At 43.9% G+C, this 15,674-nt stretch carries 15 protein-coding genes; 4 read left to right on the plus strand and 11 right to left on the minus strand.

All coding sequences use genetic code 11. The annotated features are described in order from the left end of the window. Positions 1-166: 166 nt before the first annotated feature. The 7 genes from FFM84_RS04450 to pdhA all read right to left on the minus strand — a co-directional run bounded on the left by FFM84_RS04450 (position 167) and on the right by pdhA (position 7,238). Complete coding sequence (locus tag FFM84_RS04450) at positions 167-943, minus strand: inositol monophosphatase family protein (RefSeq protein ID WP_130843204.1); 777 nt, start codon at positions 941-943, stop codon at positions 167-169. Positions 944-952: 9 nt separating this feature from the next. Then, a complete protein-coding gene (locus FFM84_RS04455) occupies positions 953-1,240 on the minus strand; it encodes a UPF0223 family protein (RefSeq protein WP_130843203.1) in 288 nt (95 codons plus the stop codon). Then, positions 1,224-2,162 (minus strand): Rossmann-fold NAD(P)-binding domain-containing protein, encoded by a 939-nt coding sequence (locus FFM84_RS04460; RefSeq protein WP_130843202.1) that lies wholly within the window; start codon positions 2,160-2,162, stop codon positions 1,224-1,226. The genes FFM84_RS04455 and FFM84_RS04460 overlap by 17 nt, the downstream gene beginning before the upstream one ends. Positions 2,163-2,358: 196 nt before the next feature. Continuing rightward, on the minus strand, positions 2,359-3,771 hold the full coding sequence (gene lpdA / locus FFM84_RS04465) for a dihydrolipoyl dehydrogenase (RefSeq protein ID WP_130843201.1): 1,413 nt from the start codon (positions 3,769-3,771) through the stop codon (positions 2,359-2,361). Positions 3,772-3,778: 7 nt separating this feature from the next. Continuing rightward, complete coding sequence (locus FFM84_RS04470; RefSeq protein WP_130843200.1) at positions 3,779-5,089, minus strand: 2-oxo acid dehydrogenase subunit E2; 1,311 nt, start codon at positions 5,087-5,089, stop codon at positions 3,779-3,781. Positions 5,090-5,146: 57 nt separating this feature from the next. Continuing rightward, complete coding sequence (locus FFM84_RS04475; RefSeq protein WP_130843199.1) at positions 5,147-6,124, minus strand: alpha-ketoacid dehydrogenase subunit beta; 978 nt, start codon at positions 6,122-6,124, stop codon at positions 5,147-5,149. A 1-nt stretch (position 6,125) separates the two neighbouring features. Beyond that, a complete protein-coding gene (gene pdhA / locus FFM84_RS04480; RefSeq protein ID WP_130843198.1) occupies positions 6,126-7,238 on the minus strand; it encodes a pyruvate dehydrogenase (acetyl-transferring) E1 component subunit alpha in 1,113 nt (370 codons plus the stop codon). Between the two features lie 303 nt (positions 7,239-7,541). Between pdhA and def the strand changes: the two genes are divergently transcribed. Beyond that, positions 7,542-8,102, plus strand: coding sequence for a peptide deformylase (gene def, locus FFM84_RS04485; protein ID WP_130843197.1), 561 nt, complete (start codon positions 7,542-7,544; stop codon positions 8,100-8,102). A gap of 61 nt (positions 8,103-8,163) precedes the next feature. On the opposite strand, the gene FFM84_RS04490 is transcribed toward def, so the two are convergent. After that, the gene (locus FFM84_RS04490; protein ID WP_130843196.1) at positions 8,164-8,652 is read right to left on the minus strand and encodes a hypothetical protein; all 489 of its coding nucleotides are present in this window, start codon (positions 8,650-8,652) and stop codon (positions 8,164-8,166) included. A 274-nt stretch (positions 8,653-8,926) separates the two neighbouring features. On the opposite strand from FFM84_RS04490, the gene FFM84_RS04495 reads away from it, so the two are divergent. The 3 genes from FFM84_RS04495 (at position 8,927) to FFM84_RS04505 (ending at position 11,861) form a co-directional block, all read left to right on the plus strand. Then, the gene (locus tag FFM84_RS04495; RefSeq protein ID WP_130843195.1) at positions 8,927-9,145 is read left to right on the plus strand and encodes a DNA-directed RNA polymerase subunit epsilon; all 219 of its coding nucleotides are present in this window, start codon (positions 8,927-8,929) and stop codon (positions 9,143-9,145) included. Further along, on the plus strand, positions 9,142-10,818 hold the full coding sequence (gene rnjA / locus FFM84_RS04500; protein WP_130843194.1) for a ribonuclease J1: 1,677 nt from the start codon (positions 9,142-9,144) through the stop codon (positions 10,816-10,818). Before FFM84_RS04495 ends, rnjA begins: the two co-directional genes overlap by 4 nt. An 86-nt stretch (positions 10,819-10,904) precedes the next feature. Then, the gene (locus FFM84_RS04505) at positions 10,905-11,861 is read left to right on the plus strand and encodes a diacylglycerol/lipid kinase family protein (protein WP_130843193.1); all 957 of its coding nucleotides are present in this window, start codon (positions 10,905-10,907) and stop codon (positions 11,859-11,861) included. Positions 11,862-12,290: 429 nt separating this feature from the next. On the opposite strand, the gene FFM84_RS04510 is transcribed toward FFM84_RS04505, so the two are convergent. The 3 genes from FFM84_RS04510 to FFM84_RS04520 all read right to left on the minus strand — a co-directional run bounded on the left by FFM84_RS04510 (position 12,291) and on the right by FFM84_RS04520 (position 15,612). Beyond that, positions 12,291-12,494: a hypothetical protein gene (locus FFM84_RS04510; protein ID WP_130843192.1), complete on the minus strand. Its 204-nt coding sequence runs from the start codon at positions 12,492-12,494 to the stop codon at positions 12,291-12,293. A gap of 160 nt (positions 12,495-12,654) precedes the next feature. Next, on the minus strand, positions 12,655-14,253 hold the full coding sequence (locus tag FFM84_RS04515; protein ID WP_130843191.1) for a LysM peptidoglycan-binding domain-containing C40 family peptidase: 1,599 nt from the start codon (positions 14,251-14,253) through the stop codon (positions 12,655-12,657). 393 nt (positions 14,254-14,646) lie between these two features. Beyond that, the gene (locus tag FFM84_RS04520) at positions 14,647-15,612 is read right to left on the minus strand and encodes a ribose-phosphate diphosphokinase (protein ID WP_130843190.1); all 966 of its coding nucleotides are present in this window, start codon (positions 15,610-15,612) and stop codon (positions 14,647-14,649) included. Positions 15,613-15,674 lie beyond the last annotated feature (62 nt).

The raw sequence follows: 15,674 nt of genomic DNA on the forward strand, positions 1-15,674 counted from the left end.
AAAATTCTAACCGTCACTTTTTTACGGCAGAAATCTTACATATATTAATACAAACCGGCGCTACTATCAAGTTATTGAGCGCAACAATTAACTCGTAACGCGGTTTTCATTGGTTTTCATGCGTTGGCATAAAAAAACTGTGACGGATGGGTCACAGTCACACCGTTTACTTGACAATTGTCAATATAGCACGTTGCGCACTCTTAGTCGCTACTAGTACAGCACCAGATGATAACATATTTACGGGCGTGCCGTCAACTTGTGACACGACTAGCCCTAGACTCTCAGCCAAGACGCGACCAGCCGCAAAATCCCATGGCCGTAAGTATGATAAGTAACCAACCAGTTCTCCGGCCAGCACTTGACTAATTTGAACCCCGGCACTACCTAAAATCCGTGGTCCCAAACTTTCTTGCGCGATGGTTTGCATGTGATAGCGATCTTGGATCAACAACGGTCCACTCGCCCCAAACAAACCACCACTTAATGGGGTATCCGCCGGTTTTGGTAATAGTTGGTCATTTAACATTACCCCAAGCGTTGGGCCACCAGCATAAAGCTTATCGGCCATCACATCGTAAATATAACCCAAAGTTGGGATACCATCATTATAAAACCCAATCATCATGGCAAAATGATTCCGTTGATGAACAAAATTCATCGTGCCATCAATTGGATCAACAATCCAAACGTGGCCAGCCATCGAGGTCACCTGATCGCCCAGACCCTCTTCAGCTAAAATCTGTGCTTGCGGATCAAGTTGACGAATCTGTTGAACTAAGAAATTTTCATTACTACGATCAACATTGGTCACCAGGTCTTTACGACTCGTTTTTTCAGCGACTGTTAACGTTTGACCCATCGCCGACAAAACATGCGTCCGCGCGGTCTTCAAAATAGCAATCACGGCTTGATTTAATTGTTGTAATGCTTGTTTTTCCATCTTGGTCACCTAACCCCGATAGCGCACCCGCGCTTTAGTCGTTGTTTGCGCTGCTTTCATCGTTAAATAAATACTGTACCCTGAAGCGGCTTCAAATTCCCGTGATAGTTGTTTTTCAACTGACTTAGCTGGCACAATCGTTTTAAATTCACGATAAGCAGCCATCAAGTCATCTTTGGCGACCGAACTTTCATTGGCCGTTTCAATTAATTGATAAAACTTGGATACCGTAATAATCTCAGCTGTACTCCAAGTTTCATCGAGTGGATATTGATAATTTTCATGATTGGTCGTCATCTTGGTCAAACTCCCCTGCGGCCACGCGATCCAAGTCTTGACGCACCTGAGCCGCAATGACAGCATATTCTTTTTGTTCTTCATCCGATAATACCACGTCAGTGAGCCGTTTAATCCCATTGGCACTAATCAGCACTGGTGACGCCAAACCGACTGGTTGTCCATCAGCACCTGGTTGTACATTGGTAACGGTACCAATAAACGGTTGATGTTGATAAAACGCACTGAGAACTTGTACTAATGCTAACACACTCATCGTTTGATTGGTAACAATTGCCGGATCATCCACTTGTTCTTGATCCGCTGCCATCTCATCAGCGCCAAAACTAGTATCTTGATTAGCCACGTAGGTTAATACCGGCGCTGGGCCAATATAAGAGCGACTCCATGAAATTAAATGATCTTTGGTAACGCCAACCACGAAGGCATGGACATCGTTAGCCCCGACGTTCAATTGTTTTTGTAATAACCGTTCCAATAAACGACTTTGTGGTAATGTCCCCAGTCCTAGGACCCGTTGATGATCAATCCCACTAAACCGAGCGGCTAACACACTTAAAATCGCATCATTGCTACCAGCTAATAAGAGTTTTCCTTTAAATCCAGCCGCCATTGCGGCATTGACAAACTGGCGGAACAACGGCAAAGTGGCGCGTAAGTCAGCGTCGGGATCACCATCAGCCGCTAACGGTACGAGATTACCGATAATTAACGTATCGGCTTGCGAATAATCTGGTTTGGCTGTTGCGAGTAATGAGAATTGGCGACAAGCGATACTAGCGGTCACTAATGATTGGTACCGCGGTGTTTCATCAGCATCGGTCGCGACGATCAAGGTCAATGGCAAATCTTTAGCCATGGCAATTAAAATAAGTTGTTGTACGAATTCGAATAATCCACGAATAATAACAGTGTTGTTCATGAAATTCCTCCCAACCTTCGCTAATAATTGTACCGAAGCTGTCAAGGAATTCAAGTGAATGTTAAGAAAAAGCTTAAGCTTTTGTAACATAAGCACCGGTTCACAGTCGGTTACACAATTCTTAAGTTTAGGTAAAACAAAAAAGTTTGAGTCGCATGATCGACCCAAACTTTTTCATCATGATTAAACCCACTTGTTAAATATGTGTTGGGTAACCCATCGCCACATCAGCAGCTTCTTGGACGACTTCGCCCAAGGTTGGATGTGGATGGATGGTCAAGGCTAAATCTTCAGCATTTAAGCCACCATTAACAGCAACACTTAATTCTGAGATTAAGTCACTGGCACCAGGACCGGCAATTTGAGCACCGACAATCGTGCCTTCGTCTTTAGTCGTAACCAAACGGAAGAAGCCATCCATGGTGTTCAAAGAAATGGCCCGACCATTCCCAGCGAATGGGAACTTCGCAGCACTAACTTTGAGTCCAGCTTTTTCAGCTTCAGCCTTAGTCATCCCGACCGTCGCTAATTCTGGATCGGTAAAGCAAACGGCTGGAACCGAAACGTAATCGTTAGCTGTCTTTTTGCCACTAATGGCACCGGCAGCAACTTTACCTTCTGCAAAGGCCTTGTGAGCTAAGGCAGGGCCAGCCACGATATCCCCAATTGCGAAAATATCTTCAGCAGCAGTCCGGCCTTGTGCATCGACTTCGACTAACCCACGATCAGTTAATTTAACATCGGTGTATTCTAAGCCCATGTCATCCGTATTAGGACGACGACCAACCGTCACCATGACGTAGTCCGCATGAACGGATTGTTCTTTCCCATCAACTTCGTAAGTTACCGTGACACCTTGGTCATCTTGTTCTGAGTTCTTAGCCATGGCGTTAGTCACGACATCGACACCTTTAGACTTGAAGTTCTTCAGTACAAGTTGCACCATGTCTTTTTCGAAGTTAGGTAAGATTTGTGGTGTTCCTTCCAAAATCGTGACATGGGCACCCAAGTTGGCGTAAGCACCAGCCAATTCAGAGCCAATGTAACCGCCACCAATAACAACTAACTCTTTAGGCACTTCTGGCAAGTTCAAGCCACCGGTTGAATCAACCACGCGACCTTCAAACTTAAACCCAGGAATTTCAACTGGCCGTGAACCAGTTGCCAGAATTAAATGTTGGAATTTGTACGTTTGACCAGTATGATCGCCATTCATGACCCGTAACGTATGGTTATCATGCATGTAAGCTTCACCAGAAACGACTTCCACCTTGTGCTTCTTCAACAACATGGCAACCCCGCCAGTTAAGCGATCGACCACTTGATGATCTTTCCAATCTTGTGTGACTTTGAAGTCTAAGACTGGTTCTTGAATATTTTTAATGCCAAAGATCGTACTATCTTTAGCTTCTTGTAACCGATGACCAGCGCTAATTAACGCTTTTGAAGGGATACAACCGACGTTTAAACAAACCCCACCGATATGTTCCTTTTCCACGATCATCACTTTTTGACCGAGTTCAGCGGCCCGGATTGCGGCCACGTAGCCACCAGGGCCCGCGCCAACGATAATCGTATCGCGTTCTTCAGCAAAATCTCCTACAACCATTCTGACCTCATCCTTCCATCAACAATAATTCTGGATCATGCAACAATTGTTTCAATAAGTTCATCGCTTTTTGAGCGGTCGCCCCATCGATTAAACGATGATCGAAACTTAAGGACAATTTTTGCATCTTACCTACGACAATTTCACCATCTTCGTTCACATATGGTTCCTTACCAATGCGGCCAACACCTAAAATGGCCACTTCTGGTTGGTTGATCACTGGTGTAAACCAGCCACCACCGATTGAACCAATGTTACTAATGGTAATCGAGCCGCCACTCATTTCGTTGGCTTTTAACTTACCATCATAAGCTTTTTGAGTATTGTCAGTAATTTCCTTGGCAATGGCAAATAACCCTTTACCTTCGGCATGTTTGATATTTGGTACTAACAAACCGCGATCGGTATCAGTTGCCACGCCAATGTTGTAGTAGTGTTTGTAAACAATTTCTTTATTCGCATCGTCAATTGACGCATTGAATTCTGGGAATTGTTGTAGGACCGCAACCAAGGCCTTGACGAAGTATGGCAAGAACGTCAAATGAATATCACGATCTAACGCAATTTGCTTGTACTTCTTACGGTGATCCATCAACGCACTAACTTCCACTTCATCAAACAAAGTGACATGTGGCGCAGTATGTTTACTGTTAACCATCGCTTTAGAAATGGCCTTCCGAATAGGGGTCATCTTTTCGCGGGTTTCAAGTTCTGGCGTATCTGAAACATATGGTTTAACTGGGGTTGGTGCAGCTTCAGCTGGTGCAGCTTTTTCAGCAGGTGCTGCAGCAACAGGTGCTTGACTACCCGTAGCAGCTGGGGCACCGGTATAGTTATCAATATCTTGCTTGGTAATTTGACCATGAGCCCCACTTGGGGTCACTAAGCTAATGTCAATATCTTTGTCCCGTGCATATTGCCGAACTGAAGGCATAGCCAAAATCCGTTTATTTGAATCGGCTGGCGTTACTGGCGCACTTTCAGCTGGCGCACTTGGTGCAGCTGGGGCTGGCGTATCAGCTGGTTTGTCAGCGGTTGCATTTTCAACTGGCGCAGCGGCTGGGGCCGCGTTTTCGCCAGAGCCATCATCGATAGTCACAATTACATCACCAATTTTAGCCGTTTCCCCTTCAGGGATTAAAATTTCAATAATCTTGCCATCAACAGGTGATGGTAATTCTTCAACTGATTTATCATTTTGAATTTCAACTAATGAATCGTCTTCCTTGACTTCATCACCAGGTTTTACGAGCCATGATGCAATTTCGCCTTCTTCAAGACCTTCACCAAGCTCTGGTAACTTAAACTCGTAAGCCATTGGATAACTTCCTTTCAGTACAACCGTCTAGGGTTGTTTTTCAATACCGTTTGGTCCTTAGTAATTAAGAATTTCACGGGTCTTTGCTTCGATTTCGTCTTCCGCTGGGAGCCAATCGTCTTCAGCCAACCCAAATGGATAAACCGTATCTGGTGCGTAAACACGGCCAACTGGGGCACTCAAGTATAAGGCACCCTTTTCAGCAATTAATGAGGCTACGTTAGCCGCAATACCGGCTTGACGTTGAGCTTCTTGAATCGCAACCGCGCGACCAGTCTTTTTAACGGAATTCAAGATCGTCGTTTCATCTAATGGTGACAATGTCCGTAAATCGACCACTTCAACTGAAATACCCTCTTTTTCAAGCTTTTCAGCAACTTTAAGTGATTGGTTGACTTGGGCACTGTACGCGATTAATGAAATATCGGTCCCTTCACGAACAATCGCTGCTTTATCTAACGGTACCGTATAAGCTTCATCTGGAATATCGGCTTTCATTGACCGGTATAACTTCAAGTTTTCCAAGAAGAAGACCGGATCATTGTTCCGAATTGATGAAATAAGTAACCCTTTGGCATCGTATGGATTAGATGGCGTAACCACACGTAATCCAGGAATTTGTGCTAAGTAACCTTCGAGTGAATCAGCATGCATTTCTGGCGTATGTGTCCCACCACCATATGGTGACCGGATGGTAATTGGCATATGCCGAGTACCGCCTGTCCGGAAACGTTCCCGTGACATTTGACCGGCAATTGAGTCTAAAGTTTCAAAGATAAAGCCTAAAAATTGAATTTCAGGAACTGGCCGGAAGCCTTCTAAGGCTAACCCAATGGATAAACCACCGATCCCTGATTCAGCTAAAGGAGTATCGAAAACCCGGTCTTCACCAAATTCAGCTTGGAGACCATCCGTGGCACGGAAAACCCCACCGTTTTTACCAACGTCTTCACCGAAAACTAACGTCTTTTCATCGGACCCTAGTTCTAATCGAAGTGCATCGGTAATCGCTTGAATATACGTTTTCTTTGACATGTTACTTCGACTCCTTTGCTTGATATTCCGTAATTTGTTGTTGAATGTTTTGTGGTTGTTCTTCAAAGACATTCTTCAAAAATTCGGTCATTTTTTGCTTAGGTGCATCATCTGCTTGTTTAACAGCAGCTTTAATATCAGCTTTAACTTGTTCAACGTATTCGTTTTCAAGATCTTCTGACCAAACACCTTGATCAGTGAGGTACTTGCGATAACGAATTAATGGATCATTGTCGAACCAAGGTTGTTCTTCATCTTTAGTCCGATAACGTTTAGGATCATCCCCAGCGTTGGTATGTGGTCCGAAACGATAAGTTAATGTTTCGATCATGACTGGACCATTACCAGCAGCGGCATATTCACGAGCAGCTTTCGTGACTTCATAAACAGCTAAGAAATCCATCCCATCAACTTGGATGCTTGGAATCCCTGCGGCAACTGCTTTTTGAGCCAAAGTCTTGGCCGCTGTTTGTTTACGACGTGGCACTGAAATGGCATAACCATTATTTTGAACGATGAAGACTGCGGGTGCTTGGAAGGCGCCAGCAAAGTTCATGCCTTCATAGAAGTCCCCTTGCGACGTCCCACCATCACCAGTATAGGTGTAGGCAACCTTATCTTCGGTACCATTCTTCTTAATTCCTAAGGCAACCCCAGCAGCTTGAATGTATTGTGCCCCGATGATGATTTGTGGTGGCATTGCATTTAAACTTTCAGGATATTCATTACCCAAGACATGTCCACGTGACCAAAGGAATGCTTTGTAAACAGGTAACCCATGTTGAATTAATTGTGGGATATCACGATAAGCTGGCATCAAGACATCGGTGTCCTTCATTGCCGCGTTACTACCCATTTCACTAGCTTCTTGACCTTCAGTTGGCGCGTAGAAGCCTAAGCGACCTTGCCGCGTTAAGGCATTTGAACGTTGGTGTAACGTCCGTTCCCAAATCATTAATTTTAAGAAGTCTACTAATTGATCGTTTGAATATTTAGAGACAATTTCTGGTTTGACGACCTTGGCTTGCCCATCAATAACTTGCACTGGTTTAAAATCGTTACCTAGCGCATCACGGATCGCACTAAAATCGACAATTGGTTGTTCGTTGTCCATAAATGACACATCCCTTTCATGAACGTACGAGCTAGAGGTACGATACCTTTGCTCGTAATCGTTTTCATAATTACATGTTTAATTTACCATTCACTTTCATTTTTTGCAAGCCCTTTCAAATACCGAAATAACAGTTATTTGGCCAAAATGATTGTGAACCTTTTCATTAGCCAATTTTGCTCGCTTTCATGACTTTTTCGTTAAACGCCCTACATTTTCAATTTTAGATATGCTAAACTATTTTTAATGTGTGAACTGCTCGCTCAGTTCCAATAGACAGTATCATTTTGGAGGTAATTTGGGTTGATCAAAATGCGAGATATCATCCGCGAGGGTAACGACACGTTACGTGCGGAAGCCAAACAAGTCCAGTTTCCATTAAGTGCCGAAGACCAAAAATTGGCGGTCGACATGATGGATTACTTAGAAAATAGCCAAGATCCTGAATTGGCTAAAAAATATGGGTTGCGGGCTGGCGTTGGGTTAGCAGCGCCCCAAGTCGACGTTTCCAAGCAAATGGCCGCCGTCTTAGTCCCTGGCGAAGACGAAAATGCGGAACCAGTATTTAAGGACGTTATTATTAACCCCGTCATCATCAGTCACTCCATCCAACCTGGTGCCTTGACTGAAGGCGAAGGTTGTTTATCCGTTGATCGTGATGTTCCGGGCTATGTCATTCGACATGATCGGATTACGTTACGGTATTACAACACTGCGGGTGAACAAAAGAAGATCCGCTTAAAGAATTATCCAGCGATCGTTTGCCAACACGAAATTGACCATCTACATGGTATTTTGTTCTACGATCACATCAATGCGGACAATCCATTTACCGCAGACGATGATTTAGTTTTACTTTCGTAAATCAACTTAGAGCTACTAAAAAGCACCGAGACGCAATTAATTGCGCCTCGGTGCTTTTTGCTTAATCGCGATTCAGTCGACGTAAATCCTCCAAATACTCAAGCGTTGCTTCATTCATCAAGTAAGCAACATCAACATGCAACTGCTGATCACGCAACCACGTATCTGTCACCCGCAAAACAGGACCTGCATCCCGAAACGCCGTTAACCCCTCATCGGTGGCATAAGCTTGCAGATGGTTATTGAGTAGTTTCCGAATTTCAGGCAAATCTTCAGGGACCATTCCTGGCATGTCGAGGACATATTCAAAAGCCATGACGCCACGCCCCCACACCGCTGCTACCGGTGTCGAATGTAATTGTCCACTGACTTGTTGCGCCGTTTTCGCACTACTTAAAGCCGTTAGCACCGTCAGCATCGCCGCATCGGTTGTTCGTTGTCCAGTCAGTCGAATTTTAAGTGCCGTTCGCTTTAAAACTTGACGCCGCAACACTTCATAAACGACTATCGCGATCAGTATCCCGCCTAAGACAATCAGCCATTTTTGCATCGCCTAGCGCTCCTTTTTTGTAATTTTATTCACAATATCATGTTTTTATGACAAATTCTTCATCAATTAGCATAGCATGTTTTTTTATTTTTTTTCGAGTTTGAACGCTTGTTTTTGAAGAAAGTTAACATTGTATACACCTCCCCTAAATTATGCTAAAATGAAAGATAATTGTTGTGTTTACACAACCTGGTGTACGGATCAAACTTTTATTTTTGCTACTATTTAGAATTTCAGGTTCTAAATAAATCTTTTTATATAGGGAGTTTTGTTAATGATTTACAAAGTTTATTACCAAGAAACCAAAAAACGGAACCCACAACGTGAAACGACGAAGTCATTGTATCTGGAAGCAGATACGGAAGTCGACGCACGGGTCTTAGTGGAAGATAATACCGAATACAATATTGAGTTTATCGAACCGTTAGAAGGTAACTTCTTGGATTACGAAAAAGAAAATCCAGAGTTTCAACTAACGGAGTTTAATAAATGAAACGGTTAAACGTCAAAAATAACGAAACCGCCGTCTTTGCAATCGGCGGTTTGGGTGAAATTGGGAAAAATACTTATGGTATCCAATTTCAAGATGAGATTATTTTGATCGATGCCGGAATCAAATTCCCCGAAGATGAATTATTGGGGATTGATTACGTCATTCCAGATTATTCTTATCTAGTTGCAAACCAGCAAAAAATAAAAGCACTCGTGATTACCCATGGGCATGAAGATCACATTGGTGGGATTCCTTTCCTACTGAAACAGATCAACGTTCCAATTTATGCTGGGCCCCTCGCCTTGGCATTGATTAAGGGCAAACTGGAAGAACACGGACTACTTAAAACGACTGAATTACATGAAATTAATGAGGACACCGTCTTAAAATTCCGCAAAACGCGGGTCTCATTCTTTAGAACGACCCACTCGATTCCAGATACTATGGGCATCGCGGTCCAAACACCACCTGGTACGATTGTGGAAACCGGGGATTATAAGTTCGATCTGACACCAATCACCAACCAGCCACCTAATCTCCAAAAGATGGCCCATTTAGGTGAACGTGGCGTATTAGCGTTACTTTCTGATAGTACTAATGCCGAACGTCCAATCTTTACGAAGTCCGAACGTTGGGTTGCTCAATCTATCCGTAAGATCTTTGAACAAGTTGAAGGCCGCATTATTTTCGCCACCTTCGCCTCAAACATCTCACGGATTCAAGAAGCAGCTCAAGTTGCGTTAGAACATCACCGTAAAATCGCCGTTTTTGGTCGCAGTATGGAAGCCGCCATTGTTAATGGTCGCGAACTCGGGTACTTAAACATCCCAGATGAAGCGATTGTTGATGCAAATGACATCAAATCCCTACCAGCGAATAAAGTCATGATTTTATGTACTGGTTCTCAAGGTGAACCTATGGCAGCTCTTTCACGAATTGCCAATGGAACCCACCGGCAAATTACCATTCAGCCTGGCGACACCGTCATTTTCTCTAGTTCACCAATTCCTGGGAACACGTTAAGTGTCAACCACGTCATTAATGAACTTGAAGAAGCTGGCGCGCATGTCATTCATGGTAAAGTCAACAATATTCATACTTCTGGTCATGGTGGTCAAGAAGAACAAAAGCTCATGCTTCGCTTAATGAAGCCGAAGTTCTTTATGCCAATTCATGGTGAATACCGGATGTTGAAAATCCATACTGAACTGGCTGAACAATGTGGCGTCCCACTCGATCATAGCTTTATCCTTGAAAACGGTGATGTTTTAGCCTTAACTAAGGATTCTGCTCGAGTAGCTGGTCATTTCGGCGCCGGTGATGTTTATGTTGACGGTTCTGGTATTGGCGATATCGGTAACGTTGTGTTACGTGATCGCCAAGTTCTTTCCGAAGAAGGTTTAGTCGTGGTTGTTGCCACAATTAACTTGAATAAGAAGGAAATCCAAGCCGGTCCAGATATTTTATCACGTGGATTTGTTTATATGCGTGAATCTGGCGACTTAATCAATGAAGCTCGCAAGCATGTCTTCCGGACGATTCGCCGGAAGATGAAGAGCGATAAAGTTAGTGAAGCCACCATTCGCAATGCGATTATTGATGACTTACAAAGCTTCTTATTTGATAAGACCGAACGGCATCCAATGATTTTGCCAATGCTTATTATGAATTAGCCACTAGCCGGAACGGCGACGTTCCGGCTTTTTGTGGTGTCAGGGTCGCTAAATCACTGACAGAAACTTTGTGAGGTGTCTTTTCAATGGCGGAATACAACATTATTATTAACGAATTGGCTGGGTCCGGCCAAGGCAAGGTCGTTTGGGAAACGGTTAAACCGTTACTTGAACAACGCCAAATCGCCTTTGAAGCTCGCGTTTCTAAATACGCGGGTCATACGACCACTTTAGCCACCCAATTCGCACAACAACAAGCAAAAACTCCTGAAACGACCACCGTCTTAATGGTTATCGGTGGTGATGGCACACTTAATGAAGCAATTAATGGCTTGATGCAAGCCCATTTGACCACGCCAATGCCCCTTGCCTACTTGCCTGGCGGCTCCGGCAATGATTTTGCCCGTGGTTTAGGAATGGCGACTGATCCGACATTAGCCTTATCACAAATTTTGAATAACATGCGACCACGCCCTTTAACCGTCGGGTGTTATCAAGAAACCTTACGTCATGAGCGGAAATACTTCGTCAACAATGTCGGGATCGGCTTTGATGCCCAAATCGTTGACGATACTAATCGCAGTAAACAAAAAGGCCGCTTGGGCCGTTGGTCATACTTGAGCAATGCTTTAAAGGCCTTCAATCAACAAGAAGGTTTTGACCTAGCCGTTCATGAAGGCCGGCAACGTGATAGTTATCGGCATGCGTTTCTATGTACCGTCTCCAACCACCCCTATTTCGGCGGTGGCGTTAAGATCTTACCCACCGCTGATGTTTACGATGACCAGCTAGAATTAATCGTCATCGAAGAACCCCATTGGTGGACAGTTTTATGGTTATTTATGTTACTCCTCATGGGCGGTCGGCATTTAAAGTCACGCTTCGTCCATCACTACCGAGCTAAACAGCTTCACTTACTGGTTAATTCAGTGGAAATCGGTCAAATGGATGGTCAAACAATCGGGAATCGTAATTACGATCTGTACTTCTCGACGATCTCATATCCATTTTGGATTGATACTAGTGTCCAGGGTCAACATTAGGTTTACTTTGCCGCCTACCGTTCGTTTAGATTGAGCCGGAACGCTGTGGTCGGACCGGTTCAGCCAAAGAACGGTCTGAACCGTCGTTTTGAACCACCAAGCCCGTGTTTCAAAAGCGCCGAACTCTAAGCGATAAATCGCTAAGAGTTTCCACGGCTGGGCTCAATCTGGAAATCTGGACTCACTCTCAACTATGATCCTGATGACTCATCACTAATTAGAATCCACATGATAACCAGAGTCAGCCAATGATGGCGCTGGCCGTGGTGACATCGTAAGGTCCAGCAGAATCAACTGGCTAACGTAGGTGACCAATTTAGCATCATGCAAGCCAGTACTGGTAAGTTTTCCATCATCAACATTAATTTGTCAATTAAGCTAAAAAACGATCTAATCTGTCGACGTTTCGTCGCGATTAGATCGTTTTTATTAATCTTCCGAAGCGTTAATTGCTTCCAGAAGCATGTCAAGCTGTTCACATTTTTGTGATAAATGACTAACCCGTTCACGTAAATGCGGGTAAATAGTCACTACCCGTGAGCGATCCTGTTGTTGTGCCGCCATCCCTTTTAATCGATCTAACTCTGAGTTAGCTTCTTGATACTCTTCCAGGATCTCAAATCTGTTACTCACTTTAACACTCCCTTAAAACAATAGTGATTGGCCCCCGACGACCAAAATGCAAGACTAATATAACACTTTCAACTAGGTTTGTGAACGCTAAAAAGCAAAAAGACAGCCAGCCTTCAAGGGCTGACCGTCACGTTTGGCGAAAATTCGTCTTAAACGTTGCTTACTTAACTGTCCCAGCAAAGCTAGGTTTGAAATATGAACTAATCGTTTGAACTTGCACGTTTTGACCACTTTCAGGTGCCGCTACATATTGATTGTTTCCTAAGTAGATGGCATCATGATACGTTGATCCACGTGAACCCCAGAATAAAATATCTCCTGGTTGTGCATCTTTAACAGAATGCACAGAAACATATGCTTCTTGCGCAACCGTGTTATGTGGTAATGAAATGCCAGCTGCATGCTGGAAGACATAAGCAACTAACCCAGAACAATCCATCCCAGATAAACTACTCCCACCATAAACATAAGGAATATTGGCGCTAGCCAACTTCAACGCTAAGCCCGTTACCGAACCAGTTGTTAAATTAGCATTGCTGGTCGTCTTGGTTGAGCTACTTGCAGTCGTGGCAGCCGTACTTGTACTACTACTTTGTTGCGTTGCCGTTGATGCTTGGCTTGCACTGCTACTCGTGCTTTGACTAGTACTCGTGGTTGAACTAGCTGCACTAGTGGCTTTAGTAGCAACCTTTTTAACCGTGGCTTTGCGCGTTGTCTTCTTAGCAACACTCGTCACACTAGCACTAGTGGCGCTTGGTGTCGTTTGACTAGCCGCACTAGCTTGGCTACTGGTTGAACTAGCACTAGTAGCTGTCTTTGTCGTTTTTTTAGCGACACTGCTAGTAGCTTGTGACGTTGACGCAGCTTTAGCTGGTGCTTGACTAGTAGATGCACTTGAAGTGCTACTGCTACTAGTCGTCGTGCTGCTAGCAGCACTTGGCGTTGTCGTTGATTGATCATCACTGGCTGACGTTGTGGTTGAACTAGCAGCTGCAGTTGAGCTAGCTTGGCTCGCACTAGCACTTGTCGCAGTAGCTGCCACAATGTGACTCTTCTCAGTCGTGGTGGTGGTGGTGCTACTACTACTTGCTGAACTAGGCGTTGTCGTTGACGCTTGACTCGTTGAGCTGCTTACCTTACTTGACTGACTAGCTTGACTTGTACTACTTGCACTAGCTGGCGTTGTTGATGCAGCACTAGTTGAACTAGTCGTAGCTGCCTTAGTTGAAGACGCAGCTGTCACCGTATTTTCAGCAGCATCAGTAGCAGCCGCTTTTTGACTCGTTGTTGTCGACGATGATTTTGCAGCACTAGTTGTGTTGCTAGTCGTTGTTGACTTAGTGGCCTTAGCGTCACTTGGCAAGATCAATTGTTGACCTGTCACAATAACGTCTCCGCTTAAGTTATTTAACGTTTGTAACGTATGCACCGAAGTCCCATACTTATCCGCTAAATCCCAAAGCGTATCGCCAGCTTTCACAGTATATGTACCCTGATCTGACGTTTTGGCTGAAGTTGCATTGACTTGTAATTTCTGACCGACATAGATTAAATCAGTATTCGCGTCAAGGGCTTTCACCTTATTTAAAGTTTCGATGCTCTTGACGGAAACACCATGTTGCTGAGCGAGGCTCCAAACGGTATCGTTTTGTTTAACAGTAACCGTCGCAGCATTGGCAGCTTGAGCTGTAGCAAACAGCAAACCAACGGCACCAACCGTACCGGCTAGGACCTTGCCCGTTGTATGTGCTTGTGACATTAACTCCACTCCTTTGGCATTAACCGAATATATTTGCCTGAATGACATTGAAATTCATAATTTTTAAGAAAAGCTTAACACCTTTTACAAATTATAACTTTATTGTAGCACACTTTAAAAAAATGCAAACCACAATCACTTATTTTTTTATAAAACAACTTGTTAACTATCCAGCGATTAAAGTTAGCTTGTTCAGTCAACAAACCTTGACCTAGCAAGGGTTAACCAATCAAGTCATTAACTAACAACTCGATAGTTCAAGGGCTGTCAGAAGCGCTGAAACCGTTGTCTGTAACCGGTTTAGACGAGATACGACTAATTTAAGATAATTTAAAGTTTCCCAAACAAAAAACGCCCCCACTAATAGCGTGAGCGCGTCTAATTTAGTCGAAATTAGATTTCAGGTGTAAATAAACTATCGACCGGTTGTTGAGCGTGAACTAACTTAATGGCATCACCTAGTAACGGTCCAACCGAAAGTTGTTCTAACTTTTCAAATTGTTTAGCCGCTGGAATTGCAATCGTATCCGTGACGATCACTTTTTCCAAAGCGGAATTTTGTAATTTTTCTGGTGCATCTTGAGAGAAAATCGCATGCGTGGCACAACCATAAATCTTGGCGGCCCCAGCGGCCTTCAAAGCCGCCGCCGAAACATCAAACCGAGTCCCAGTATCGATCATGTCATCGATCACGATGGCAATTCGACCTTCGACTTGCCCGATAATACTATCTGGCACAATATTATCATCATCAGGATGACGATTATCAATAATCGCAATCGGTGCACCCAATAATTCGGCCATCTTTCGAGCACGGGACACCCCGGCATGATCTGGTGAAACGACAACTAAGTTATCGGTAATCCCACGATCCTTAAAGTAGCTCGCAAGTAGTGGTGCTGCCAACAAGTGATCAACTGGAATATCGAAGAAGCCTTGGATTTGTGCGGCATGCAAATCGATCGTTAAGATTCGGTCTGCCCGATCTTTTTCCAAGAGTGTCGCAATTAACTTCGCCGTAATTGGTTCCCGTGACCGGGCTTTACGATCTTGACGTGAATAACCATAGTAAGGAATCACGACATTAATCTCGCTAGCACTGGCCCGACGTAAGGCATCAATCATAATCAATAACTCTAAAATCGTATCATTAACTGGATCAGAAATGGATTGAACAACAAAGACTTCGGCACCCCGAATGCTTTCTTCAATATTAATCTGAATTTCACCATCACTAAACCGTTTGACTGAGCTCTTCCCAAGTGGAATGCCCACTCGATCTGAAATCTTTTGCGCCAACGGCATATTAGAATTGAGCGCAAACAATTTTAGTTTGGCATATGATTCGTCTGCTGACATAGCAACCTCCAAGAAATTAGTTTCATGACATATAAGTTAATTATAGCAGTATCGTTGGTCAA

The sequence above is a fragment of the Lactiplantibacillus mudanjiangensis genome (assembly GCF_005405385.1).
GTDB classification, from domain to species: domain Bacteria; phylum Bacillota; class Bacilli; order Lactobacillales; family Lactobacillaceae; genus Lactiplantibacillus; species Lactiplantibacillus mudanjiangensis.

Coding starts and splice junctions, on each gene's coding strand:
- rnjA (WP_130843194.1), top strand. CDS start 9,142: ATGAAACGGTTAAACGTCAAAAATAACGAAACCGCCGTCTTTGCAATC.
- FFM84_RS04470 (WP_130843200.1), bottom strand. CDS start 5,089: ATGGCTTACGAGTTTAAGTTACCAGAGCTTGGTGAAGGTCTTGAAGAA.
- lpdA (WP_130843201.1), bottom strand. CDS start 3,771: ATGGTTGTAGGAGATTTTGCTGAAGAACGCGATACGATTATCGTTGGC.
- FFM84_RS04520 (WP_130843190.1), bottom strand. CDS start 15,612: ATGTCAGCAGACGAATCATATGCCAAACTAAAATTGTTTGCGCTCAAT.
- FFM84_RS04515 (WP_130843191.1), bottom strand. CDS start 14,253: ATGTCACAAGCACATACAACGGGCAAGGTCCTAGCCGGTACGGTTGGT.
- FFM84_RS04450 (WP_130843204.1), bottom strand. CDS start 943: ATGGAAAAACAAGCATTACAACAATTAAATCAAGCCGTGATTGCTATT.
- FFM84_RS04495 (WP_130843195.1), top strand. CDS start 8,927: ATGATTTACAAAGTTTATTACCAAGAAACCAAAAAACGGAACCCACAA.
- FFM84_RS04505 (WP_130843193.1), top strand. CDS start 10,905: ATGGCGGAATACAACATTATTATTAACGAATTGGCTGGGTCCGGCCAA.
- FFM84_RS04455 (WP_130843203.1), bottom strand. CDS start 1,240: ATGACGACCAATCATGAAAATTATCAATATCCACTCGATGAAACTTGG.
- pdhA (WP_130843198.1), bottom strand. CDS start 7,238: ATGGACAACGAACAACCAATTGTCGATTTTAGTGCGATCCGTGATGCG.
- FFM84_RS04460 (WP_130843202.1), bottom strand. CDS start 2,162: ATGAACAACACTGTTATTATTCGTGGATTATTCGAATTCGTACAACAA.
- FFM84_RS04475 (WP_130843199.1), bottom strand. CDS start 6,124: ATGTCAAAGAAAACGTATATTCAAGCGATTACCGATGCACTTCGATTA.
- FFM84_RS04490 (WP_130843196.1), bottom strand. CDS start 8,652: ATGCAAAAATGGCTGATTGTCTTAGGCGGGATACTGATCGCGATAGTC.